Below are 22,960 nucleotides of genomic sequence, written 5' to 3' on the forward strand. Positions count from 1 at the left end.
GGCGCTTTATCCAAACCCAGGTGGGACAACTTGCCCTCACAGGCCAACAGCCCCTCGCATAGCTCCCGCAGCCCGTTACAGTAACTGAACACCCCATACAGAAGGCTTACCAAATGAACCCGCAAGGGTAAGCGCTTATAATAACGGTTTGATTGATGCTTTCTGTTTGCCGCATTGATTATAGCACTGGGTATTACATCTAATATTTGAGATAATACCGGCTGTCCGGAAAAACTTTTATTTTCGCCCATGGTAATTTTAAGTGTGGTAACTCAAACTTACCAAATTGGGCGGTTCTTCGGAACTGCCTTTTTTCATCCTAAAACATTATTTTAGTCGGACAATAGTGATTTTTTTTATTTATTTTTAAGAAAAAGAACCCAAATCAACAGCCCTGTTAAAATACCCAAAGAGCAATCTATTTCATCTCAGCTTTTATATTAAATGCACTATGAAAAGAACTACTATTTTTTTTGTAACAACCCTGATTTTTTTCGGATATATTTTATTCCAAAGTTGTAAAAAAAATAATACTGAAATCTCTTACAAGCCTAAAGGTTTACCGGCAGAAATAGAAGAAATCAAGAAAGAATTTACTGCTCTAAATTATCAAGATAGGTTAGAATCAAAGTTAAATGATTCTGTAAATCAGGTTCTTTACCCCAATTGGAAGCTCGCGTTTCAAATAAGGCATGGTGATTCAGCAGTCTACACTTACATAAGGCTAAGACCTAACCTCTATATAAATGGTGCACCATTCAGCTACGTTTATAAAAATTCCAGCAGAGAATATCTTTTAGTTGAGAAGAAGAAAGGTAAAACTGTTTACTATAAAGCGACGGCGATGGATGCAAGAGATCCAACAATACCAGGTTTCAAAGGGGACTTGTTGTTGGAAAATCTTCAAAACCATAAAACTAATGTACTACATTTTGGGGACGAAAAATATAAGAAAACGGCCCTTTCAAGAATTCAAGCTACAGATGATCCTAAATGCTATTACTATTTCACTTGTAGTTGGGGAGGTGTTTGTAACGGAATAGTTACCATAGTTGGCACATATGGAGGTCCGTCAGTCTATAGTACCGTGACCTGTACTTATCCAAACATTTCAGAGTGCCCCAGTACTAGTTGGTCAATTAATCATTCGACAACAACTGTTGATTGTGATGATCCACCCCCAATGGTACCCCAACCTCCGACACCTGACCCAACCGGCACCGTAGGAGGAGGGTACATTCCACCGATAGGTACATCTATTCCTGGAACAGGCTTCAGCGTAGACCCAATAAAAGGCCATATGTGCGGTATTATCAACTGGCTTAAAGTTGGAGATGCTTACGTGGCGAATTTATCTGGGGTTGGCATTATGTTTATGCATCCACAATATGGTATATATAATTTTGAGATGAAAACACTTTGCATAACTATACCTGCATATTATATGACCAATCAACGTGGTGCGACAAATGCTTTCATTGCCAATTGGAATTGGACTGCGGATCAGGTGCTTGCCGAATTAAATGAGCATCCAACAGCGGTCCCCGTTGCTCAAACTCTCTTAAACAGATTTAAGTATTTACTAGTTCAGAATTTACAAAGTACAAATAGCGGTTCATCAATTAACTTTATGGGCCCCTGTATGAGTCCTGGAGTACCAACTACAAAGGCCCAATATGATTGCTACTAGGGATGTTATTAATTAATAATTACAAAAGTGATGAATAAAATGGAACAGGACGCAATATATTATCTCCTAAAGAAGGTTCACGAATTTTACCCAGTTGGAATGACTACTTTAGCCGAATATCCCGGGGAGAAAAAAATCATGGAAATAATTGAAAAGAAAATTAATGCAATGATTGCTGAAGAAGATACCTTGGGCTCTGCGCTCCGGGAAGCCATTAAGCTTTCAACTGGAGATTACCAACTTTTTGATCTTTCATCCCGACAGTTTCCGTGTTATTTGATTGGTATTTTTTATGAAGAAGATACTTCCGGAGATTTAAGCCGAAGAACATTCTTATTATTTACCATCTCCCTATTATGTAATTGTTACACTTATTTTATTCATGACTATTATAGGGTATTTGGACAAATAACGTTTTCCCAACGAAGGAAGATGTATCCAATAGATTCTGTATCCCTTGTAAGCCATGCTAGTTTTGAAAAGATTAAACCTATTGTTGAAAGTGTTTCAATGAAAATTGAAAATATTTTACCTACCTACAAATACGTTAGTCATCTTCAACTTTTTGGCTCTAAGGTTACTGGGGCTGCACCATATGGAAAATCAATAGATGATAATCCAACACAATCATATTCGATCTACCATTTTCTTTTTGATAGTTATTTTGAAGAAAATCCGCATGTCGCACCTTAAAATCAAGATTGGAACTATCTATATCTTAAAAATGATTGCTATATACAACCCGCTAGATCTGTTATTCAAACAATTTACTGAGAGTTGTCCTTTCATAGGCTTTCCTTTTTAAATTACAGTTGAATATCATTATTGTTCGGTAAAAAAAAGTTAATACAGCCGTAATCATGACCCGGTATGGGTTACGGCTGTATTAACTTTTTTTTTACCGGATAACAATGCGTTTTTAATATTAAGCAAGCGTTTCAGTAATTTTCTCCTATTCAGTGTTATTTACTGTATGATTATAATGATTAGAAATAATGTTGGATCTATCTCCACAATTCTCGTAGAAGTTAATCGTATTATACTGTATTTTGTTATTAGTAAAATCCAGCAACCCTTGCTCTGTAACACCCAAAGCAGATGCGATTTCTTTAATCCTACTAACATCAATACTTTCAAGCTACTCTAGTAAAGACACTTCGTCTGTCGATATACCCAGGTAGTTCCTAATTCCATTTGACTAATGCTCGCAATTGACGAATACCCTGAACACATCGACCAAAATGCTTTATAGATTAAGTTCTGTCATTGAACGCCTGGTTTCCTACTCTTCAGTTTATCAGCTTTAACTTTCTCACCTGCAAGAAGTTTTTCATATAGCGACATTGCTTGATGAATGTCAAATGTGTTTAAATTCTCAATATTATTGCAGCAAATCCCTGAAGCAGACACGCTTTTATGGCTACCTTCTTTACCTTGTATAGCGTTGATGGTATAGGGTCGAAACAGCGGCTGCCCATTTATACTTAACAATGCAGGCGGTTGTGCAATTTTCTTACGTGAAGCCTTTTTTACCTGCTCCACATTCTTTTCAAGAACTTTTAATTCTTCGTCAATGGTTTTTCTTTCGGTGAAATTCATGGCTATGTTTAATTACGAATAATGTAAAATACATTGATTCCAAATTCCAAATGTTAATTATCTGTAAACGCCCACTAATTTTTTGGAATCAGGCTATCATGTTTGTGTAACAAATGCGTGTATGTATATATGTATATATAGCTATTGAAACACGCATACATTTATCGCGGGAGAAAGTCTGATTGGAGGGTGCGAATATACGCCATTGGAGACGCTCCGACAACCCTTTTTACCAGCCAGCCGTTCATTCGGTAAAAATCAACTGCATTTCGGTAAAAGTCAACACCCTCAAATTTAAGGAAATTTGCCAATTCGCGTATTTTCCGATTATACCTTAATGCTATCCCAATCCTCCCTCAAATATTTGCTGACAACCGATATAAAAAATGGTCTACGCAGCAGCTCGGCCAGCAGCTCAAAAAAACGGAGCTGCATCTTTATGAACTAGGAAAACGTATTGCTTTCATCAATCACATAGAGCCGAAAAACCTATTACAAAAATTCAAGCGGCAGCTCCTTATTTGCCAGATTGGTTACTACTTCGCTCTTTATGAACATCTATACGACATTTATATGGAAAAGGAGAAACTACAACTTATCAAGGATCGCCCAGGCATGAAAGTACTATTTGATAAGGGTATCGTAAAAGACATTCAAGACGTTATTACCCTTCGTCAAAAAGCGAAAAATAGACCCTCTAATCCTCCATGAGTAACTAAAAAGGCAATTAATTTTTTCAAGGATTTATTAAACGTTTTCTAAATTTTTAAAAGTTGTGGCACATAGATACATCTTGCTTTGTCCTGAACGATTGCACAATTGTCGTAAGACTTGAAAGGGCAACAAAACAATGCACTATCCTTAGTAATTTCGTTATATCCCTCGTAGCACTTGGTATTGTGAAGCATGAACAAGTGTGTGTTATGGACAAAAAAATGAAGCCGGAAACCGCAGTTAAGATACTCGGCGAACAGGGCATTACTGTATCTGTTGAAGAAGCCGCAGCCATCCTCGACATTATCTATCTATTTGCTGAAATTACAATCACTGAAATTTTAAGTCATGAAGAAAGCTGATTTATATCTGCGGGTAGCAGCCCGTGAGATTTCCGCCCAACAATTTAGTATTGCACAACAAGAAAAAGTACTTTCTCAATACTGTGCTACCCACCAGTTAGAAATACGGGAAAAAATATTTGACTATGGCTCCGCCCGTAACTTTGAAAGAAGCGGATGGTCAGAATACTACAAACGCCTTCATTCTACTGCTGCCAAACCGGATTTAATACTTTTTACATCGTGGGATAGGTTCAGTAGAAACTTTGTGGAATTGCAAAATGTCAGAGCTAATCTAAACAGAATGGGGATTACCGTTATGCCAATTGATGCTCTGGAATCCTTTGCCGACGCATGGAAAATATACGACCCTCAAAACGACAATTACGCACGAACAGTCATTGCTAATCAATTTTTTTTAAAAGTAACCATATGCAAGTAGCAGATTTATACATCAGAGTGAGTACAGACGACCAACGGGACAAAGGCTTCTCCCAACGAAGCCAAGAGGAAGTGCTGCGTAGATACTGCGATCACAATTTTATTCAAATACGCCAAGTTATTTTTGAGGATCACAGTGCCAAAACGTTCAATCGGCCACAGTGGAATAAGCTACTGTTTGATTGGCGGAAAAAGAAAAATCAGGTTGATCTTGTGCTTTTCACCAAATGGGACAGGTTTTCCCGTAATGCTGGAGATGCCTATCAAATGATTAGTACCATTCGCAAACTCGGGGTGGAACCGCAGGCTATCGAACAGCCGCTGGACATGACAATTCCCGAAAGCAAAATCATGATGGCTGTGTACTTGTCCACGCCCGAAGTCGAAAATGACAGGAGGGCGCTTAATGTTTTTTATGGAATGCGCCGCGCTCGAAAAGAAGGCCGCTGGATGGGTACAGCTCCAATCGGTTATCAAAACAAGACCGACGAAAGCGGCAAGATTAAATATATCTGCCCCAAACAACCGGAGGCAGATATTATGCGTTGGGTTTTTGAAGAAATTGCCTCCAACCGCTTCAATACAGAGCAGATCCTACAGATGGCCCGCAAACGTGGTTTAAAATGCAGCAAGAATAATTTTTGGGTAGCTATCCGCAATCCGATCTATTGTGGTAAAATTCATGTTCCTAAGTTCAAGGACGAGGAAAGTATCTTTGTACAGGGGAAACATCAGCCGATCATCTCTTCGACCTTGTTTTATCTAGTACAGGAGATTCTCGATGGAAGGCGTAAAGAGCAGCGCACAAAGATGGTCGTTGACAGCAAACTGCCGTTACGAGGTTTTTTAGTTTGCCCCCGTTGCGGCAGGGTGTTAACCGGTAGCGCGTCGAAGGGCAAATACAAGCATTATCACTATTACCATTGCATAACTTCATGCGGATGTCGCTTTCCCGCAGAGAGAGCAAATCAGCTTTTTTCAAAAGAGCTTCGCAAGTTTGTGCCACAGTCTCCATTCCGTGATATTTTCCGGCCTGCCCTTGAATACTATTTTAAGGCCCAAACCAAAAGCATCAATGACGAACGGGACAGCTTACTATCACAAATAGATACCTATACAGACCTGATAAGGGAAGCAAGGAAATGCCTGTTCCAACACAAAATCACTGACGAAGATTTTAGGCAAAGTAAAGAAGAGTATGAAAAAGCCATTTCAAAGCTAGAGGATCGTTTGGCCGAGATTCCGAAGAAAAACTATAATATCGAGGGCATTCTTGAAAAAGGTATGCGAAACCTTTCTCAGCTAGATACTTTATATGAAAGTGGTGGAGTAGAAACACAGCGACAGATCATAAGTTCGATATACCCCGATAAACTGGTATTTACTGGTGACGCATATCGAACTCCGAGAGTAAATTATGCGGTTCAGCTAATATACAGCATGGATAAGGCTTTGGCAGAAAAAGAAAATGGGACAAGCCTATCAGTTTTAGACTTGTCCCATAAGGTGATCCCGCTGGGACTCGAACCCAGGGCCCATACATTAAAAGTGTATTGCTCTACCAACTGAGCTACGGAATCATTCCCCTGAAGGGAGCGCAAAGGTAATCAATTATTTATTCCTTCCAAATTTTTACAGTAAAAAATTTTTATAACAGAAACGACTACACGCCTTTTTATTCTGTATTTTTATTCCTATGGAAGCACCTATCGTAACCTTTACCACGGCGGCAGATTGGGAAAAATGGCTCGCCAAACATCATACCCAGCCAGAAGGCGTATGGCTGCGTATCTATAAAAAGGCAAGCGGAAAACTTAGCGTCGATTACCAGCAAGCACTGGACGAAGCCCTCTGCTATGGCTGGATAGATGGGATAAAAAAATCCTATGATGAGGAATCTTTTATACAGAAATTCACGCCCCGCCGGCCTAAAAGCCTCTGGTCAGAAAAAAATACACAACGAATAGAACGACTGACCACCGCAGGTAAAATGAAACCTGCCGGTATTAGGGAAGTGGAAGCAGCAAAAGCAGATGGACGCTGGGAAAAAGCCTATGCTTCCGGATCTGATGCCCAGGTACCGGAAGATTTCTTAGCCGCATTAAAGAAGAACAAAAAGGCGAAAGCTTTTTACGAGACCCTCAATAAGCAGAATCAATATGCCATCTATCACCGGCTGCACACCGCCTCCAAACCTGAAACCAGGGCAAAGCGACTGGCCGCCATCATCGAGAAACTGGAGAAACAGGAGAAATTCCATTAAACAGGAAAGCCACCTGTAAACTTATACAGATGGCTTTGATTAAAAAATTTTAGGATCAACCCATCGCGTTGCTGTAGATCTGTTTTGCGTCGTTTTTAGACTTGCGCATATATTTCCGGATGGTACCCTGCGCATCCTTTGCCGCTTCTGCGCCTTCTTCCATTAAACGTTGACCTGTACGGCTCCTGCGAAAATACATTATCATGGAGGCAGCGGCTCCTACTGCTGCGGCAGCGATCAGTAACTTTTTCATATTCCACAATTTTGGTACGCCTTCCTAAAATCCAATAGTCATGCCAACGGGAGCACCCTCTGCCAATCCCGCACTCCCTAATACACCTCCTTCCCGAATGGCGTAAACGCCAATGATACCAGCTTAAAATGCTGAACGGCAAAAGGAATTCCGATAATCGTAAGACACAGGATCACCCCAAAGAACAGGTGCGTTAATGCAATACCGATCCCCGCGCTCAAAGCCCAAATGATATTCAGGATGGCAGAAAAACAGCCCGCACTGGAAGGCATATTCCGGATCTCGCGGCCAAAAGGTAGCAATATGAAGAGGGCAATCTTGAAACACTGCAGACCAAATGGTATCCCTATAACAGTTAAACACAAAAGGAACCCCGCAAGCATATATTGAATAAATGAAATGAACCCTCCAAAGATCAACCAGATAATATTTCCTATAAAATTCATCGTGATAAGAATGTCGTCTTTTTTAATAATTGGTTTTTAATGTATCAGAACTGCAATTAACCGGTATAAGTGCCAATTCTATATTAAAGACTATATCATTAGATAAAAGTTGCTTCAAATAGATTGAAATAACTTATTCATATTAATTAATAAAATATACCAAATGCATATAGACCATACATAAACTGCTCACAAGATAAATTAATGACATATATAATTATAAATCAACAAGATAACAAACAATACAGCCATTTTAATATAATATTATTAAAATAAATATATAGCATATTAATAGGCAATTGCGGCATTTTTTAGGCATAATTCAAAAAATTAAATGAATTAAATAATTTATTCTTCTACTTTTATACTTAAGTACAATGATCGATCAACCAAAAAAGTACTTAAGTACCTTAATTCATTTTTAATTACTTTTTTATGAAATCTGCCATCCTTATCATCACACTAAGTTCCCTTTCTTTCATTGCAAAAGCCGAAAATGATCCTCCCATTAAGAACAAAAAGAAAAAAGGAAGTTACCTCATAGAACTTCCCGCTTCCTTAAACACAGACAGTACGACCGCCTCCGTTTCCCTGCCAGACATAGACGTACCATTCAAACCTTCCATACAACTGGGAGCAATCGTACACATGTTTGTTTCAGGAGAACAATCAGGCTTCAGCGCTCCCTCTAACGACAAAAGCGCGAAAGACTGGAACAAAGGATTTTCCCTTTACCGCGCCCGGGTACTGGTAGGCGGACAACTTACCAAAAAAGCCAGCTTCTTCATGGAAACAGAAATACCCTCCCCTATCGGTATTCAATCCAACGGCGAAAAAAATGTGAAAGTCGCCCCTATCATCCTCGACGCGCAACTGGAATATACCTTCTCCAATGCCTTTCAACTGATAGCCGGCATGCAACTCGTTTCCAATAACCGCAACGGCCTGCAAGGCGCCGCCGGCTTAATGGCCAACGACTTCACCTACTTCCAGTACCCCTACAACCTCTTCGCCAACAGTCCCCTCCAGGGAAACTTCGGCCGGGACCTGGGAATCAACGCCCGCGGCTTCCTCGCTAACGACAAACTGGAATACCGCCTGGGCGTTTTCACCGGCCGGAACATCGACGGCGGCGCCCCGCTACGCACCGTTGGCCGCCTTGCCTACAACTTCCTGGATGCTGAAAAAGACTTCTACTATGCCGGCACCAAACTGGGCAAAGGCAAAACCCTGGCCTGGGCCGTAGGCTTCGACGAACAAGCCAACTATGTCAACTACAGCACCGACGTATTCTTCGACCACCCGCTTGGCAACGCCGGCTCCATCACCGCCAACGCTGCCTTCCAATATATGTCTGGCGGTACCGATCTTTCGTCCAAATATTCCTTTGCCACCCTTATTCCTAAACAAACTGTCCAATACCTGGAACTGGGTTATTATTTCAAAGGACCTAAACTCCAACCCTGGATCCGGTACGAAAACCAGGCTATAAAATCCGAACCCGAACAAGCAGGCAGCATTAAGCCTTCCTCTTTCGATAAGGTCAATTCCAGCAGCGTAATGGGAGGCGGGTTAAACTACTTCTTCAACGGAACCGGTACAAACCTCCGCCTGTCATACACCACCCGGACCTACAACGTAGCAACGGCGCCCGACGACTATACGAAAAAAACATTCGGGCAACTCTGGCTGCAGGCCCAATTCTTCATTTTCTAAACTATCAACCATCTGATCATTATAAAATACAGGCTCATGAAATGCTCAATGTTTAAATCATTCTCCCTGCTTCTACTCGGCGCTGCTGTAAGTTTTTCTTCGTGCCAGCAAGGCGCATCCAAATCCGGCACTACCGACTCTACTGCCACAGCCAGCAAAGAAACCGTTAAGATCGGCGTATTGCACTCTCTCAGCGGTACCATGGCTATTTCAGAAGTTTCACTGAAAGATGCCGTTCAAATGGCCGTGGATGAGATCAACGCCAAAGGCGGCGTGCTAGGCAAACAAATAGAACCTGTGATAGTAGACCCCGCCTCCGACTGGGACCTGTTTGCAGAGAAAGCTAAAGAACTGCTGATAGATAAAAAGGTTTCCGCTGTATTCGGCTGCTGGACCAGCGTTTCCCGCAAATCTGTTCTCCCGGTTTTTGAACAGAACAATGGCCTCCTCTTCTACCCTGTACAATATGAAGGGGAAGAATGCTCCAACAGCGTGATCTACACCGGCGCTACGCCTAACCAGCAGCTCATCCCGGCGGCAGAATACCTGATGAGCGAGAAAGGCGGCGGATACAAAAAATTCTACCTCCTGGGTACCGATTATGTATTTCCCCGCACCGCCAACAAGATCCTGAAAGCATACCTGCTTTCCAAAGGCATTCCTAAAGAGAATATCGTGGAAGAATACACGCCGTTCCACCACCAGGACTACCAAACCATTATCTCCAAGATCAAACGCTTCGCAGCCGATGGTAAAGCTTGTATCCTGTCGACTATCAACGGCGACTCCAACGTGCCATTCTATAAAGAGTTCGCCAACCAGGGCCTTTCTGCCGCCACCTGCCCTATTATGGCCTTCTCTGTAGCGGAAGACGAATTAAGATCTATGGATACGGAATTCCTTGTTGGCCACCTCGCTGCCTGGAACTATTTCCAATCCAACGATCTGCCCGAAAACAAAAAATTCGTGGAAGACTTCAAAGCCTTCTGCGCGAAGAAAGGATTACCCGGCGGCGACAAACGCGTAACCGACGACCCGATCTGCTGGGCCTACACCGGCGTATACCTCTGGGCTAAAGCCGCCGAAAAAGCCGGCTCCTTTGAAGTATCAAAAGTTCGCAACGCCTTATACAGCCTGGAATTCGATTCGCCCGACGGCCTTGTGAAAATGGACCCGCGCAATCACCATTTAGCCAAGCCAGTGGTGATCGGGGAAATCAAACCAGACGGACAGTTCGATATCATCTGGAAATCTGCAGGCCTGGTAGATCCTCAACCCTGGTCGCCGCTTACCTCTCCAGATAAAGATTGCGATTGGGTGAACCACAACGGCACTTATGCGAAAAAATAAGCGCCGATCACCAGACAGGCTTTTTCCAAACCAAGAAATTATGAAGCTATGAGACATTTCCTCAGACCAGGATGGATACTATTATTCCTGCTCTGCTCCCTCCGGGGCCGCAGCCAGGACAGCGCCTCCATTTATGTAAACCAAATACTACAGCCGAGTGCCGACTCCGTGCGTACCAATGCCATTCACAGGCTGGTCGCTCTCCGCGATCCGTCTACCTTCCCTCTCCTGATGGCAATCAATGATAAAAAGTTGTATTTGCTCGACAATAAAGCGGTTACGACTGATAGCAAACCATCCGGCGACGGAAACTACAGGCTTTATACTGTCTATCCCACTTACCAACTATTACAAAACAGCAGCGGGCAACCGCTGCTGTTGCCTCCGGGCAAACTAACGGCAGTGGATATCCCAAGAGCCGACAGGCTGGCATTAGTGGGCATTGCTCCCTTACTGAACCTCTTCAGCAACGACGTGCAGAAAAGAATGCTGGCATACAGCCAGGTCGGCAACCTGCAGGATCAGTCAACACTCCAACTGGTAGCCGCCGCAGTGAACAGGGAAACCGACGAAAACGTACAGCGCATAGGCAGGGAAGCGCTATATGCCGCCAGGCTCTATGCGGCCAAAGATGAAACTAACGCCAAAGTATATATCGACAGCATTGCACTTAACTGGAGCGATAACGCCGCTACCTTGTTAACATCATACAGCAAAGAAAAAGCATTCAGTCCTGCTGCCGGCAGCTATGCACTGGCGAAAGCATCCAGGCTGGAAAAGAAATACGACAACCTGCAACGCATACAAAACCTCTTCAGCGGTTTAAGCCTGGGCAGCATCCTTATCCTGATAGCGCTGGGCCTATCCATTGTGTATGGCCTCGCTGGGATCATTAATATGGCGCACGGAGAATTCATGATGATAGGCGCCTATACTACTTATTGCATGCAACTGGTGTTCGGTCACCAGGCAGGCGATTGGTTTTACGTAGCCGCATTACCGCTTTCGTTTATCAGCGCCGGTATCATGGGCCTCATACTCGAACGGCTGGTGATCCGGCATCTCTATAGCAAACCGCTGGAAAGCCTCCTGGCTACCTGGGGGATCAGCCTCATTCTCGTACAAACTGCCAGGCTGATATTCGGCGATCTTACCGCTGTAAAAACGCCCCAGCTCCTGGCCGGCGGATGGCAGGTAGCGCCGCATCTTACCCTTCCCTATAACAGGATCTTCATTATAGTACTGACGCTGGTAATGGTTTTACTCACCTACCTGATGTTATTTAAAACTAAACTGGGCCTGCAGATCAGGGCTGTTACACAGAACCGGCAGATGAGCGCCTGCCTGGGCGTTGAAACCCGCCAGGTTGCTGCGCTTACCTTCTTTATCGGGTCAGGATTAGCGGGGCTGGCGGGATGCGCCATCACTCTTATCGGCAACGTGGTACCCGACATGGGTCAGACCTATATTGTAGACTCCTTCCTCGTTGTTGTAACAGGCGGCGTAGGAAAACTGGCCGGAACCATCGTTTCGGGGCTGGGCATAGGATTCTTCACGAAAATATCGGAAGCTTTCTTCCAGGCGGTATACGGGAAAGTGTTCATCCTTTTATTCATTATGCTGTTCATGCAGTATAAACCCAAAGGATTGTTCCCGGACAAAGGACGTATTGCAGAAGAATAAAACCAGGATTATGAAAACGAATAACAAACCACTTTACTATATATTATTTGTCGCCATCTTCGCGATATTATTACCGGCCGCCTATCTTTCAGGCCTGCTCTCTATCAATACCATTTCCATCTGGGGCAGGTACTTCTGCTTTGCGATCGCGGCGCTGGGTATTGACCTGATCTGGGGATATACCGGCATCCTCTCTATGTGCCAGGCTTTCTTTTTCTGCCTGGGAAGTTATGGCATTGCCATGCACCTGGTGCTGCAAAAAACTTCGCTGCCTGATTTCATGGCATGGAATAAGATCACCGAACTTCCTTTTTTCTGGCAACCATTTCACAACGCAGGTGTAACGTTTGCATTGTGCCTGATCATTCCTGCGCTGTTTGCCTTTTTTATCGGGTACGTACTTTTCAGGAGCAGGATACGGGGCGTTTATATGGCCATTATTACGCAGGCCTTAACCCTGGCCATGTGGCTGTTGTTCCTGCGCAACGAAACCAACCTGGGAGGCACCAACGGCCTGACGGATTTTAAAACCCTCCTGGGCTTTGACCTGTCTTCCGCCCAGGTGAAACTAAGCCTGTACCTGGTATCGTTTGCAGTATTATGCCTGGCCTATATCGCCTGCCACCGCATTACCCGCTCAAAGTTTGGCAAAGTATTGCAGGCCATCAGGGACAGCGAATCCAGGGTGAGTTTCACCGCATACAAAACAGCGAATTTCAAACTGGCAGTTTTCGTACTGGCGGCACTGTTAGCAGCTGTGGGCGGTATGCTATACTTGCCCCAGACAGGTATTATCACCCCGGGCCGGATGGATGTAAAAGCCTCCGTGGAAATGGTGATGTGGGTAGCCCTGGGAGGAAGAGGCAACCTGAAAGGCGCAGTGATCGGCGCCCTGCTGGTAAACTTCCTGTACAGCCTTTGCACCAGCTGGTTCCCGGACTCCTGGCTCTTCATACTGGGCTTCCTGTTTGTATTGACAGTACTGTATTTCGATAAAGGACTGATAGGGCTGGTAGCTACTGTTCGTCAACGTATTCCCGGCCTGCATTTCAAAACCTCTCAAACTACCAACCGATATGTTGCTGACAGTAAATAATCTTTCCGTTTCCTTTGGCGGGGTACATGCCCTGCACCTGGATCATTTCAGCCTGGGAGAAAAAGAATTGCGCGTGATCATTGGTCCCAATGGCGCCGGCAAATCCACTTTCCTGGATATAATCTGCGGGAAAACAAAAGCTGATAGCGGGGAAGTGATCTTCAAAGGAAAACCGGTATTGGGTAAAAGCGAAGTACAGATCGCCGAACTGGGCATTGGCCGGAAGTTCCAGAAGCCAAGCGTTTTCCCTGAACTCACCGTATATGATAACCTGCTGCTGGCTGTAAAAACAAAGAAGGATATTTTTTCGACGCTTTTCTTTAAAGTATCGCCTGCCATTGCAGAACGGATTCATGATGTAGCAGCCCGCCTGCAACTGAACACGGTGATCTACAAACAGGCAGGCGCTTTGTCGCACGGGCAGAAACAATGGCTGGAAATCGCCATCGTCATGCTGCAGGACCCTACCCTGATGCTGATAGATGAACCTGCAGCAGGGATGTCGGACGAGGAAACAGAAAAAACAGGAGCCCTGCTCCTGGAGCTGGCCAATACACACAGCATCATCGTTATTGAACACGATATGAAGTTTGTTGAACAGATCGCCAATCACCTCGTTACCGTGCTTGTCAGGGGCAAAAGGCTCATGGAAGGAACTTTTGAAGAAGTAAAGAACGACCAGCGGGTGATCGATTGTTATTTAGGAAGAACCAACGCACAACTTGAAACATTATGATACATGCTTTTTCAGCCCCTGTCCTGGTTGTAGATAACCTGGTAGCGGCATACGACCAAAGTATCATTCTTCGGGGCACCAGCCTCGCTATGCAGAAAGGCGCCGTTACTACTGTAATGGGCAGGAATGGTGTAGGAAAAACTACCCTGCTGAAAACAATTATGGGCCTGTTGCCGGTACAGGAAGGCACTGTTACCTTCGGGAACGAAGACATCACTTTCATGCCTTCTCACAAAAAAGCTAAAAGCGGCATCGCCTATGTTCCGCAAGGCAGGGAAATCATTCCTAAACTGACTGTTTACGAAAACCTGCAACTGGGACTGACCGCGCATAAGGATAAAAATGCGAAAGTGCCGGAAGAGGAGATCTACCATCTTTTCCCCATCCTGAAGGACTTCAGGAAAAGGGCCGGCGGTAACCTGAGCGGAGGACAGCAACAGCAACTGGCTATTGCCAGGGCATTGGTCAGCAATCCAACTTTGTTATTGCTTGATGAACCAACCGAAGGCATTCAACCTTCCATTGCCCAGGAAATTGGCTGTATATTGCAGCAATTGGTTAAAGAGAAAGCAATTTCTGTATTGCTGGTAGAACAGAAGATCGATTTCGCCAACCAGGTGTCTGATCATTACTATTTTATGGACAGAGGTAAAATGGTAATGGACGGTGCCGCGGAAGAGCTGAAGCATACAGCATTAGAGAAACATATTTCCGTATAGCCGGTAACGTTTTATCATAATTGCATGGATCCAGCCAGTATATCTGCCGGCTGGATCCATATGCCTTTTAAAAAGCCTGGTAGTTATGCATCCTGTATCTGAAGACAGAAGCGTTTTCAAAATATTCACCATCCTTTATGCCGTTGCACTGACAACGATTGCATTGTTATCGGTATTCAGCCAGATAAAGATACAGCAGGCGCTCAATCACCAGATGAATGATTCGCATGTGATCAACTTCGCAGCCAGGTTGCGCACTTATAGCCAGACGCTAAGCAAGCTGGCACTGCTGCTGGAATCGGGCAGGGATATAGAAGATAACAGGAAAGAATTTATCAATACGCTTAAACAATGGCAAAAATCGCATGAAGGCTTGCAGGAAGGAAGCAACTTCCTTAACCTGCCGGCCAACGACCAGGATGAACTCAGGCAAATGTTCGAGATCATCAGAACTCCGCACCAGGAAATATGGAATGCCGCCAGCCAGATGATCACCGTATTGTATAGAGATACCGCCTTCAACCCGGCTCATATCAGGCCTTACGTACAAACCATCCTGGCTTATGAAAAGTCCTATCTCATAGGCATGGAGCTGATCGTGTTCGATTACGACAGGTTCAGTAAAGAGAGGATCAGGAACCTGAAAGAAATAGAATACATCGTATTAGGATTGGTACTGTTTACGCTGCTACTGGAAGTAGCGGTTATTTTTTACCCCCTCTCCACCCGCATCCGGAAGATCATACGCGGCTTGGTCACTGCCCAGGAAAAGGCCAGGCAGCTTACGGAACAGGTACAACTGGCCAACCAGGAAAAATTGCTGCGGCAGGAAACCGAGCAAATGATAAGGTCTTACTCTATTATTAACGGGGTAGAAAAAGAAAGAAAGAGAATAGCGACAGAAATACATGACGGGATAGGCCAGATGCTGACCAGTCTCAGGATGAAGCTGGAACAGGTAGAAGACAGAAGCCCGCAACCCGACCCCGAGATCACGCTCCTGAATAATATGATGCGCAGCATTATTACAGAAACAAGGCGCATCTGCGCCGACCTGCTGCCCAGCGTACTGGAAGACTTCGGGCTAAAGGCGGCTATAGAAGAGTTGATCAAAAACGCCAGGCTGACTGCTCCGGGTATTACTTTTTTACTGGAAGAAACCCTGGGCGGCGCTCCATTGCCAAGAGAGGTAGAAATTGGCATTTACCGTATCTTGCAGGAAGCATTGAACAATGCTATGAAACATTCGGGAGCCGACACGATAGAGATCGAGATAGACGGCAGTCCCGGTTGGTTACAACTAAGAGTAAGGGATAACGGATGCGGCTTCCATTTCGACAGTCACCAGCTGTTCTCAAAAGAGTTGGCAAAAAAAGTCAATGGTATCAGGAACATGAAAGAGAGAGCTGAACTGCTGGGAGGCAGCCTCCAGATCATATCAGCTCCCGGCGCCGGAACAATCGTACAGTTAGAATTAACTTATCAGCAATGAAAAAAATAAGTGTGTTTTTAGTAGATGATCATGAAATTTTCAGGAATGGATTGAAGCAACTGATCAACAGCGAACCTGACATGGAAGTTACAGGAGAAGCCAGCAGCGGCGAAGACGCCTTGCATATACTGGAAACAGCCAGACCCGATGTTATTATGATGGACATCCGCATGCCCGGACTGAACGGATTGGAAACCAGTTCCCGGTTATTGCAGAAAAATCCCCAGGGCAGGATACTTTTCTTCAGCCTGTTCGATGAACCCGATTATGTAGCTACCGCCCTTGAAATGGGAGGAAGAGGATATATATTGAAAGATACCAGCAACAAGATCCTGCTGAATGCTATTCGCACCATTCACCAGGGAAAGTATTATTTTATAGGGGAAGTAAGTGATGTACTGGTAAAAAAATACCTCGATGCAAGACAGGGTAATGGAGGCAGCCAGGATATCTCCTTGTCCAGGAGAGAGGAACAGATCATGGGAATGATCAACCAGGGGAAGAACAATAAAGATATTGCGGAGTCTTTGCAATTGAGTATCCGGACTATAGAAACGCACAGGATGAACATACTCCGCAAATTCCAGGTAAATAGTATCGAAGAAGCTATTGAATATTGCAAAACAAATAACCTGTTAAATTAGATGGAAGACGCGGAGGTTAGCAGTGCTCCGCGTCTTCCATTTCCTTATAAAGTTACTTTATTATCTTTCTCTGTAGCATCCATATACAAAACTCCATCTAACAGCACCTCTTTCACCTGTTTCTCTGCCTTCACTTTTAATGCAATCGTTTTCCCTGCTTTCCATACTGCAGGTGTCTGATGTACCCTGGAGCTGGTACCATCTGCGTAGGTAAGCACCACATCAAACGGGATAGCGAAACCGCCGGCGTTATTTATTTTCAACCCCAGTTCCTTTCCGCGCTGGCTGGCCGATACAATACCCAGGTCTATATAATTATTGCTGAAAAACCAGTTATTCCAGAACCAGTTCAGGTTCTGACCTGAGGCAGTATTGAAAGCGTAAAAGAAATCCCATGGGATTGGATGCTTGCCATTCCAGTTATCCATGTAGGCATGCAGGGATTTGCGGAAAAGCTGGTCGCCTAACAGGTCTTTCAACGCAAGATAAGCAAGGGAGGCTTTTCCGTAGGAGTTACTTCCATAGCCCATTCCGCTCACTTGTGTAGACATGCTGATAATAGGCTGGTCTTCCTCCGTCGATGGATCGCTTATATATTTCTTCACCCTGAATTTCCTGTAAAAATTATCGGCCACTTCTTTTCCCTTTTCTGCGATCGCAATCAGGTACTCGAATGTAGTGGCCCACCCTTCGTCCATAAAGGCGTACCTGGTTTCATTAATACCCATATAGAAAGGGAAATAGGTATGCGCCATTTCATGGTCCTGCACCAGTTGGGCAAAGGCCAGGTCGTTGCCCACGGAACCATCGTTCACCATCATAGGATATTCCATATCGGCGAAGCCCTGTACGGCTGTCATTACCGGGAAGGGATACGGCACCCCGGGCCAGTGGTGCGAAAACCAGTTCAGGGCATATTGGCCGAACTTCACGGAATTCCGGAAATCAACAGCCGTATCGTTATAGGCAGCCTGCATGCTGGCTCTGCGCATGTTGCTGCTGTCTACAACGGCGCTGGCGCCGTCCCAGACATAATGATTGCTCACCGCATAAGTTACATCTGCAATGTGTTTGGCCGTAAAATGCCAGGTATTCCAGTCCTGTTGCCTGGTTACTTTCTTCTGCTCCATCTCTGCTTTATCAGCAATATGGATCACTTCCTCGGAGGTATAAGATTTCTTCAACCTGCCGGCTATTTCCGGCTGCAGCACTTCAGCGGCATTCAGCAGATCGCCGGTTCCCCATACCACGTAGTCTTTAGGTGCTGTCACCATAACATCATAATCATTGAAGTCGGAATAGAATTCAGCCCTGTCTGAATGCTCCAGCATATCCCAGCCGTTATAATCATCATACACTGAGATCCTCGGGTAAGCGTAAGCGAGGAATGCGCTGGTAGCATCCAGCATGCCTTCCCTCCCGCTCAGCACGGAGAGATCGTAGCGGTATTTAATGAAAACGTTTGCCTGCTCTCCGTGTTTCAAAGGCTGAGGCAATTTTACTTTTCCGATCGTTCCTATATCGTTATTGAAAGGGATCAATGTACCATTGATCACCAGGCTGTCGATAACCATCCCGTCTGTCAGGAAATCTTTGGCTGTATACCCTGAGCGGGTGGCTTGCGGTTTGTGAATATTGACCAGTATCCTGATTGCGAGATCCTTCAGGGTATCGGGGCTGTTGTTGATATACCTGATCGCCGTAGTGCCGGTAACCTTCCTGGAAGGCGGATCAACGGTGATATGCAGTTGGTAGATCCCTTTATTCTGCCAGTAGTTCTTTCCGGGCGCCCCGGTCACAGACCGGGTATTGTTCTTATACGCCTGGCGGATATTGCGGGGCATATACAATTCCTGTGCTGTTACAACGCTGTTCACATACAAGAATGCCAGCAGCATAACACATAGTTTCTTCATAAGCCGTATTGGATTGTTGTGGGCTTAAAAATAGCCAATCATCCTGAAATGGCACAAATGCCCCCGAAAAAAGGCGCAATTACCGACGTTCCAAGTCGTACGAACTTCAGACATTTGTATCACATCAAAAGCAGATCACTATGCAAACAAATGCGACGACTGGTTTTAAAGATGAGTTAGTTAAACCCAGTCCTGCCTCCAGAGCAGTTTCACATACCGACTGGCTGATCGCCAGAAAAAAACTTTTGCTGAAGGAAAAAGAATTAACCAGGCTGCAAGATGAAGTTGCAAGGGCCAGGGCGGCAATGCCCTGGGAAAAAGTGGAGAAAGCATATACGTTTAACAGTCCTGACGGCCCTGTTACCCTGGCCGATCTTTTCGATGGGCGCCGGCAGCTGATCGTTCAGCACTTTATGTTCGGCCCGGACGATGCAGAAGGTTGCCCGGGCTGCTCTTTATCTGCCGACAGCATAGACGGCGCACTGCCGCACCTCGAAAATAACGATGTAAGCGTAGTTGCAGTTTCCAGGGCGCCGCTGGCCAAACTTAACGCTTATAAGAAAAGAATGGGCTGGCATTTTAACTGGGTATCGTCAGAGAACAATGATTTCAACTACGATTACAATGTATCCTGGACCAAGGCCGACCTGGCAAAAGGATACATCACCTACAACTACGCAGCAATAGAAAATCCTTCAACTGAGACGGAAGACCTGCCCGGCGTAAGTGTTTTTTATAAAGATGAGAACGGGGATATTTACCATACCTATTCCACGTTTGCAAGAGGCGGCGAATTCCAGGCAGTGGCTTTAAGGTATTTCGAGATTGCGCCATTGGGCAGAAGCCTGGCGCCTTTTGATCAATGGATCCGGCGGCACGACAGTTATACGACTCCCAATACAACAGCTTCCTGCTGCAGTTCAAAATAATACGAACATGAAAAGAAGTTGCGCCTGCGGCACTCAAACGGGCAAGAGTGCCGGCAGGCAAACAGCTGCCACAAGCCCCCGCAGTATCGCGCAAAAAATTAGCACATCAGTCCGGTGGCTGATCCCGGGCATCACCCTGGTACTGATCCCTAAATGCCCGATCTGCCTGGCGGCGTATATCGCAATAGGTACCGGCGTTACGCTATCGGTAACCACGGCTAGCTACCTGCGTACCGGGCTCGTGGTATTTTCTGCCGGCATGTTGGCTATAATGGCTTTACTGCTGGCCAGGAAACTAATGGCCCGCAAAGAGGTGAAATAGGCTGATGATTATTTCCAGCCTTCAAAAAGGAGTTTTTTGAACAAAAGCAGTGGCTCACTTTCTCCCGCCGGCTGAATAGTGCCATGCTGGTTAAATCCAAGCCTGGTAAGCAAACGGCCCGAGCGACGGTTTTCAGGATGGGTGATTGCATAGATCATCGGCAAATGCAGCTGCCGTTGCGAATATTCCAATGCCGCTACCGAGGCTTCATACGCATACCCTTTGCCTTCCGCATCGGGTAAAAAAGCAAAACCGAGGTCGGGGTGTTCCAGGTACCGGCGCTTAAACAAGCCGCAAATACCGATAGGTTGTTCTGTTTCCTTCAGCACTACTACCCAGGCGCCGTAGCCCTGGTCTTTATACAACCTCAACAAACTGTTCATGATATAACGTTGCGCATCTTTCAGGGTCTTTACTTTCCGGTCGCCGATATACTTCAGCCATGAGGGAGTGTTCAGCAACGACAATACAAATGCATCATCATCTGCGGAGAAAGTACGTAATTGCAGTTGCGGTGTTTCTGTGATAGTTTTCATAGCGAAACGGGAAAATACAGCTTTTGAATTAATGCTACAAATCAACTTCCAACTGATTAACTACTCTCACATAATCGTATTGCAGGTCGGGATGTAAAGAAGCAATTACCTTAACGGATTTTTTCAGCAGTTGCATGTAGATGTTCTGCACCTGCACGTTTCGCCTGTTCACCATATACGCATCTTTCATATGTTGACATATATACAGCAATAACTCCGGCTCAGCCTCTTTATTTCCCATATAGCGTATATACTTGTTCGTTATACGGATGATCTTCCTTAGCTTTTTCTTCGCCAGGTAGGTACGATCCCTCCCTATTTCCGCGAAGGCCTCGTCTATTTCCTCCTTCACGCTGGCAATAAAGCCACGAACGTCATTTGCCTCGAACAGCAGGTAAGTAAGCAACTCCTTGTTTTCCGCTTTGAATTTTGCCAGTCGTAAACAAATTGCCAGCAACTCCGATGGAGGCAATGTCTGCAATTCCTTTTTAATATCGCTAACCGATGCGGCTTTCATATATTTCTAAATTACTCTTTTGCATGTATTCCGTTCTTACCAGCCAGCCAGGAGGTGAACACGGTATAGAATACTGCCATAATAATGGCGCCTTTGAATATCCCTGTGAATCCCCAGGCTGCCAGTCCTCCTATTACCCCCAGGAACAGTACCAGGAAAGGGAGCTTGCCGCTCCTGGCGATCAGCAGGGGTTTTAAAATGTATTCTCCTATCTGCAAACCTGCGCCATAGATCACCAGGAACAATGTCATGCCCGGGTGCCCTTGCGTGGCCATCCAGATTATTACCGGTATCCAGATCACCAACGGGCCTATCTGGATCAACACTACAAAGAACACCAATGCTGATAATCCCAAAGCGAAAGGTACGCCTCCTATGGCAAACCCGATCCAGGAAACGATGCCTGTTATGAAAGCAGTGCCCATCACGCCGATAGACACGCCTTTGATAGCCATGATCGTTGCATCCAACAATTCTTCACCGTCTTTTTTCCCCAGCAGGTGCTGGATGGTCGATTTAACCGGCTTTACGGCATTGTTGCCGCCTACGAGGAAGAATGCAGAGATAATGATCCCGATGATCAGCTGCAGGGCTGCGGCTACGATTCCGGCGCCTCCGCTCAATACATGCCTTATCACCACGCCTACCTGTTTTTCGTGCCCGCTCATAGTAGCCCGCGGACTTTCCTGCAGGTGCTGCCAGAAGGTATTGATATCCGGCCCGATGTATGGAAGCGCCACCAGCCAGGAAGGCAAAGGCGGCAACCCATTCTGCCGGGTATCGTTCACCCAGTCCACTATTTCACGCATGTGCTTGCTCAGCGCACTGATGATAAAAGTAACGGGCAGGGCTATTATCGCTATCAAAACAATGGTATAAAGCACTGCTACCAGCTTTCTTCTTCCTTTCATCTTCAACACTACCTTTTCGAATAAAGGATGAAAAGAAACGGAAAAAATAAGAGCAAACGTCAGCACACCGAAAAATATATGCAGGACCTGGTACAAGGCAAACAGTAATCCCAGCAACAATAACAGAACAAGAACCGTTTCAATCAGGTTCCGGGAACCTTGACGAAAATGCGTATTCATAAGCGCTTCTTTACAGTTACATGAATTTACTAATTTATCGTCTTATGCGTATCAATACAGCAGGTTAGCCCACCAGCGCCTTGCGGAGGTACGACAACACTTCTTCATTCAGGTCTTCTTTGCTGTACATCCTGAAATGATGATTGTATTGGTTTTGTCCCGGCACCTGGGCTATTTTCTGGAAACAGAGGTTATCCGGGTACTGTTCTTTAAAAGGGAAAACGATATGTACAAAATTCTTTCCCAGCTGTGTGATCCATACTTTCCCTTTCCCTGTACCGACGCTGATCATTGTCTTGGCCGGGGAAACAGAAACGGCGGCCTGTTGGCTGCAGGCCTCCAGGAAATGCGATAATAAGGAAAGGGTAACATCCGACTTGCCACTGGTAAATTTTACAAGTTCAGGGTCCTCGTACAACGATTGCATCTTTTTTTCGCTGAAAGATAGGATAAAAAGATTTGCCAG

Annotated in this window: 25 protein-coding genes, 1 tRNA gene and 1 pseudogene; 17 read left to right on the forward strand and 10 right to left on the reverse strand. The window is 45.1% G+C overall.

What is annotated here, in order from left to right:
• On the reverse strand, positions 1–251 hold a 251-nt coding region (locus BLV62_RS29030; RefSeq protein ID WP_139170118.1), incomplete at its 3' end, for a DUF4372 domain-containing protein.
• A gap of 200 nt (positions 252–451) precedes the next feature.
• Between BLV62_RS29030 and BLV62_RS24825 the strand changes: the two genes are divergently transcribed.
• Together BLV62_RS24825 and BLV62_RS24830 are read left to right on the forward strand one after the other, a co-directional pair.
• Positions 452–1,690 carry a hypothetical protein gene (locus BLV62_RS24825; RefSeq protein WP_089765310.1) on the forward strand — a complete coding sequence of 413 codons (1,239 nt, stop codon included), beginning with the start codon at positions 452–454 and terminating at the stop codon, positions 1,688–1,690.
• A gap of 39 nt (positions 1,691–1,729) precedes the next feature.
• Entirely contained in the window at positions 1,730–2,383 is a 654-nt protein-coding gene (locus BLV62_RS24830) for a hypothetical protein (RefSeq protein WP_139170391.1), read from the forward strand.
• A 570-nt stretch (positions 2,384–2,953) separates the two neighbouring features.
• Here the strand turns inward: BLV62_RS24830 and BLV62_RS24835 are convergent.
• Positions 2,954–3,289 carry a hypothetical protein gene (locus BLV62_RS24835; protein ID WP_089765315.1) on the reverse strand — a complete coding sequence of 112 codons (336 nt, stop codon included), beginning with the start codon at positions 3,287–3,289 and terminating at the stop codon, positions 2,954–2,956.
• A gap of 573 nt (positions 3,290–3,862) precedes the next feature.
• Between BLV62_RS24835 and BLV62_RS28420 the strand changes: the two genes are divergently transcribed.
• From BLV62_RS28420 to BLV62_RS29035, 4 genes and pseudogenes are all read left to right on the forward strand, one after another.
• Positions 3,863–4,000 (forward strand): hypothetical protein, encoded by a 138-nt coding sequence (locus tag BLV62_RS28420; protein ID WP_168927987.1) that lies wholly within the window; start codon positions 3,863–3,865, stop codon positions 3,998–4,000.
• A 212-nt stretch (positions 4,001–4,212) separates the two neighbouring features.
• Positions 4,213–4,365: a hypothetical protein gene (locus BLV62_RS28425; RefSeq protein ID WP_168873158.1), complete on the forward strand. Its 153-nt coding sequence runs from the start codon at positions 4,213–4,215 to the stop codon at positions 4,363–4,365.
• The gene (locus tag BLV62_RS24840) at positions 4,352–4,786 is read left to right on the forward strand and encodes a recombinase family protein (protein WP_089765316.1); all 435 of its coding nucleotides are present in this window, start codon (positions 4,352–4,354) and stop codon (positions 4,784–4,786) included. The genes BLV62_RS28425 and BLV62_RS24840 overlap by 14 nt, the downstream gene beginning before the upstream one ends.
• Positions 4,777–5,763: pseudogene (locus tag BLV62_RS29035) on the forward strand (recombinase family protein); the annotation flags it as partial. The gene BLV62_RS24840 and the pseudogene BLV62_RS29035, both read left to right, overlap by 10 nt.
• Before the next feature lie 529 nt (positions 5,764–6,292).
• On the opposite strand, the gene BLV62_RS24850 reads toward BLV62_RS29035, so the two are convergent.
• Positions 6,293–6,365: transfer RNA gene (locus BLV62_RS24850), tRNA-Lys, on the reverse strand.
• 116 nt (positions 6,366–6,481) lie between these two features.
• Here BLV62_RS24850 and BLV62_RS24855 point away from each other — a divergent pair.
• Complete coding sequence (locus tag BLV62_RS24855; protein ID WP_089765318.1) at positions 6,482–7,048, forward strand: YdeI/OmpD-associated family protein; 567 nt, start codon at positions 6,482–6,484, stop codon at positions 7,046–7,048.
• Positions 7,049–7,103: 55 nt separating this feature from the next.
• Here the strand turns inward: BLV62_RS24855 and BLV62_RS24860 are convergent, their stop codons facing one another.
• Both BLV62_RS24860 and BLV62_RS24865 read right to left on the reverse strand, forming a co-directional pair.
• Positions 7,104–7,301 (reverse strand): hypothetical protein, encoded by a 198-nt coding sequence (locus BLV62_RS24860; protein ID WP_089765320.1) that lies wholly within the window; start codon positions 7,299–7,301, stop codon positions 7,104–7,106.
• 77 nt (positions 7,302–7,378) lie between these two features.
• A complete protein-coding gene (locus BLV62_RS24865) occupies positions 7,379–7,747 on the reverse strand; it encodes a YccF domain-containing protein (protein WP_089765322.1) in 369 nt (122 codons plus the stop codon).
• A 435-nt stretch (positions 7,748–8,182) separates the two neighbouring features.
• Here BLV62_RS24865 and BLV62_RS24870 point away from each other — a divergent pair, with 435 nt between their 5' ends.
• From BLV62_RS24870 to BLV62_RS24905, 8 genes are all read left to right on the forward strand, one after another.
• Positions 8,183–9,463: a porin family protein gene (locus BLV62_RS24870; protein ID WP_089765324.1), complete on the forward strand. Its 1,281-nt coding sequence runs from the start codon at positions 8,183–8,185 to the stop codon at positions 9,461–9,463.
• Between the two features lie 36 nt (positions 9,464–9,499).
• Positions 9,500–10,813, forward strand: coding sequence for an urea ABC transporter substrate-binding protein (gene urtA, locus BLV62_RS24875; protein ID WP_211117968.1), 1,314 nt, complete (start codon positions 9,500–9,502; stop codon positions 10,811–10,813).
• 48 nt (positions 10,814–10,861) lie between these two features.
• Positions 10,862–12,496, forward strand: a complete 1,635-nt coding sequence (urtB, locus tag BLV62_RS24880) for an urea ABC transporter permease subunit UrtB (protein ID WP_211117966.1) — start codon at positions 10,862–10,864, stop codon at positions 12,494–12,496.
• A gap of 10 nt (positions 12,497–12,506) precedes the next feature.
• Positions 12,507–13,592 carry an urea ABC transporter permease subunit UrtC gene (gene urtC, locus BLV62_RS24885; RefSeq protein ID WP_089765389.1) on the forward strand — a complete coding sequence of 362 codons (1,086 nt, stop codon included), beginning with the start codon at positions 12,507–12,509 and terminating at the stop codon, positions 13,590–13,592.
• The gene (urtD, locus tag BLV62_RS24890) at positions 13,573–14,328 is read left to right on the forward strand and encodes an urea ABC transporter ATP-binding protein UrtD (RefSeq protein ID WP_089765328.1); all 756 of its coding nucleotides are present in this window, start codon (positions 13,573–13,575) and stop codon (positions 14,326–14,328) included. Before urtC ends, urtD begins: the two co-directional genes overlap by 20 nt.
• Positions 14,325–15,047 (forward strand): urea ABC transporter ATP-binding subunit UrtE, encoded by a 723-nt coding sequence (urtE, locus tag BLV62_RS24895; protein ID WP_089765330.1) that lies wholly within the window; start codon positions 14,325–14,327, stop codon positions 15,045–15,047. Before urtD ends, urtE begins: the two co-directional genes overlap by 4 nt.
• A gap of 85 nt (positions 15,048–15,132) precedes the next feature.
• Positions 15,133–16,539 carry a sensor histidine kinase gene (locus tag BLV62_RS24900; RefSeq protein ID WP_089765332.1) on the forward strand — a complete coding sequence of 469 codons (1,407 nt, stop codon included), beginning with the start codon at positions 15,133–15,135 and terminating at the stop codon, positions 16,537–16,539.
• Positions 16,536–17,183, forward strand: coding sequence for a response regulator transcription factor (locus tag BLV62_RS24905; protein ID WP_089765333.1), 648 nt, complete (start codon positions 16,536–16,538; stop codon positions 17,181–17,183). Before BLV62_RS24900 ends, BLV62_RS24905 begins: the two co-directional genes overlap by 4 nt.
• A 44-nt stretch (positions 17,184–17,227) precedes the next feature.
• Here BLV62_RS24905 and BLV62_RS24910 read toward each other — a convergent pair whose 3' ends face one another.
• Positions 17,228–19,099, reverse strand: coding sequence for a M1 family metallopeptidase (locus BLV62_RS24910; RefSeq protein ID WP_089765335.1), 1,872 nt, complete (start codon positions 19,097–19,099; stop codon positions 17,228–17,230).
• Positions 19,100–19,239: 140 nt separating this feature from the next.
• Here BLV62_RS24910 and BLV62_RS24915 point away from each other — a divergent pair, with 140 nt between their 5' ends.
• Together BLV62_RS24915 and BLV62_RS24920 are read left to right on the forward strand one after the other, a co-directional pair.
• Positions 19,240–20,028 carry a DUF899 domain-containing protein gene (locus tag BLV62_RS24915; RefSeq protein WP_089765336.1) on the forward strand — a complete coding sequence of 263 codons (789 nt, stop codon included), beginning with the start codon at positions 19,240–19,242 and terminating at the stop codon, positions 20,026–20,028.
• A gap of 7 nt (positions 20,029–20,035) precedes the next feature.
• Entirely contained in the window at positions 20,036–20,350 is a 315-nt protein-coding gene (locus BLV62_RS24920) for a hypothetical protein (RefSeq protein ID WP_089765338.1), read from the forward strand.
• 8 nt (positions 20,351–20,358) lie between these two features.
• On the opposite strand, the gene BLV62_RS24925 is transcribed toward BLV62_RS24920, so the two are convergent.
• The 4 genes from BLV62_RS24925 to BLV62_RS24940 form a co-directional block, all read right to left on the reverse strand.
• Complete coding sequence (locus BLV62_RS24925) at positions 20,359–20,886, reverse strand: GNAT family N-acetyltransferase (protein WP_089765340.1); 528 nt, start codon at positions 20,884–20,886, stop codon at positions 20,359–20,361.
• A gap of 34 nt (positions 20,887–20,920) precedes the next feature.
• Positions 20,921–21,403 (reverse strand): hypothetical protein, encoded by a 483-nt coding sequence (locus tag BLV62_RS24930; protein ID WP_089765342.1) that lies wholly within the window; start codon positions 21,401–21,403, stop codon positions 20,921–20,923.
• Between the two features lie 11 nt (positions 21,404–21,414).
• A complete protein-coding gene (locus BLV62_RS24935) occupies positions 21,415–22,494 on the reverse strand; it encodes an AI-2E family transporter (RefSeq protein ID WP_089765344.1) in 1,080 nt (359 codons plus the stop codon).
• 64 nt (positions 22,495–22,558) lie between these two features.
• On the reverse strand, positions 22,559–22,921 hold the full coding sequence (locus BLV62_RS24940) for a DUF5655 domain-containing protein (RefSeq protein WP_089765390.1): 363 nt from the start codon (positions 22,919–22,921) through the stop codon (positions 22,559–22,561).
• Positions 22,922–22,960: the final 39 nt, after the last annotated feature.

This window comes from Chitinophaga terrae (ex Kim and Jung 2007) (assembly GCF_900107795.1).
In the GTDB taxonomy this organism is placed as follows: domain Bacteria; phylum Bacteroidota; class Bacteroidia; order Chitinophagales; family Chitinophagaceae; genus Chitinophaga; species Chitinophaga terrae.

Bases quoted from the DNA above. Each gene is read 5' to 3' on its own strand.
- BLV62_RS24925 (WP_089765340.1), bottom strand. From the start codon at position 20,886: ATGAAAACTATCACAGAAACACCGCAACTGCAATTACGTACTTTCTCC.
- urtA (WP_211117968.1), top strand. From the start codon at position 9,500: ATGAAATGCTCAATGTTTAAATCATTCTCCCTGCTTCTACTCGGCGCT.
- BLV62_RS24835 (WP_089765315.1), bottom strand. From the start codon at position 3,289: ATGAATTTCACCGAAAGAAAAACCATTGACGAAGAATTAAAAGTTCTT.
- BLV62_RS24940 (WP_089765390.1), bottom strand. From the start codon at position 22,921: ATGCAATCGTTGTACGAGGACCCTGAACTTGTAAAATTTACCAGTGGC.
- BLV62_RS24930 (WP_089765342.1), bottom strand. From the start codon at position 21,403: ATGAAAGCCGCATCGGTTAGCGATATTAAAAAGGAATTGCAGACATTG.
- urtE (WP_089765330.1), top strand. From the start codon at position 14,325: ATGATACATGCTTTTTCAGCCCCTGTCCTGGTTGTAGATAACCTGGTA.
- BLV62_RS24840 (WP_089765316.1), top strand. From the start codon at position 4,352: ATGAAGAAAGCTGATTTATATCTGCGGGTAGCAGCCCGTGAGATTTCC.
- BLV62_RS24900 (WP_089765332.1), top strand. From the start codon at position 15,133: ATGCATCCTGTATCTGAAGACAGAAGCGTTTTCAAAATATTCACCATC.
- BLV62_RS24825 (WP_089765310.1), top strand. From the start codon at position 452: ATGAAAAGAACTACTATTTTTTTTGTAACAACCCTGATTTTTTTCGGA.
- BLV62_RS28425 (WP_168873158.1), top strand. From the start codon at position 4,213: ATGGACAAAAAAATGAAGCCGGAAACCGCAGTTAAGATACTCGGCGAA.
- BLV62_RS24920 (WP_089765338.1), top strand. From the start codon at position 20,036: ATGAAAAGAAGTTGCGCCTGCGGCACTCAAACGGGCAAGAGTGCCGGC.
- urtC (WP_089765389.1), top strand. From the start codon at position 12,507: ATGAAAACGAATAACAAACCACTTTACTATATATTATTTGTCGCCATC.
- BLV62_RS24910 (WP_089765335.1), bottom strand. From the start codon at position 19,099: ATGAAGAAACTATGTGTTATGCTGCTGGCATTCTTGTATGTGAACAGC.
- BLV62_RS24855 (WP_089765318.1), top strand. From the start codon at position 6,482: ATGGAAGCACCTATCGTAACCTTTACCACGGCGGCAGATTGGGAAAAA.
- BLV62_RS24865 (WP_089765322.1), bottom strand. From the start codon at position 7,747: ATGAATTTTATAGGAAATATTATCTGGTTGATCTTTGGAGGGTTCATT.
- BLV62_RS24830 (WP_139170391.1), top strand. From the start codon at position 1,730: ATGGAACAGGACGCAATATATTATCTCCTAAAGAAGGTTCACGAATTT.
- urtB (WP_211117966.1), top strand. From the start codon at position 10,862: ATGAGACATTTCCTCAGACCAGGATGGATACTATTATTCCTGCTCTGC.
- BLV62_RS24905 (WP_089765333.1), top strand. From the start codon at position 16,536: ATGAAAAAAATAAGTGTGTTTTTAGTAGATGATCATGAAATTTTCAGG.
- urtD (WP_089765328.1), top strand. From the start codon at position 13,573: ATGTTGCTGACAGTAAATAATCTTTCCGTTTCCTTTGGCGGGGTACAT.
- BLV62_RS24935 (WP_089765344.1), bottom strand. From the start codon at position 22,494: ATGAATACGCATTTTCGTCAAGGTTCCCGGAACCTGATTGAAACGGTT.
- BLV62_RS24860 (WP_089765320.1), bottom strand. From the start codon at position 7,301: ATGAAAAAGTTACTGATCGCTGCCGCAGCAGTAGGAGCCGCTGCCTCC.
- BLV62_RS24915 (WP_089765336.1), top strand. From the start codon at position 19,240: ATGCAAACAAATGCGACGACTGGTTTTAAAGATGAGTTAGTTAAACCC.
- BLV62_RS28420 (WP_168927987.1), top strand. From the start codon at position 3,863: ATGGAAAAGGAGAAACTACAACTTATCAAGGATCGCCCAGGCATGAAA.
- BLV62_RS24870 (WP_089765324.1), top strand. From the start codon at position 8,183: ATGAAATCTGCCATCCTTATCATCACACTAAGTTCCCTTTCTTTCATT.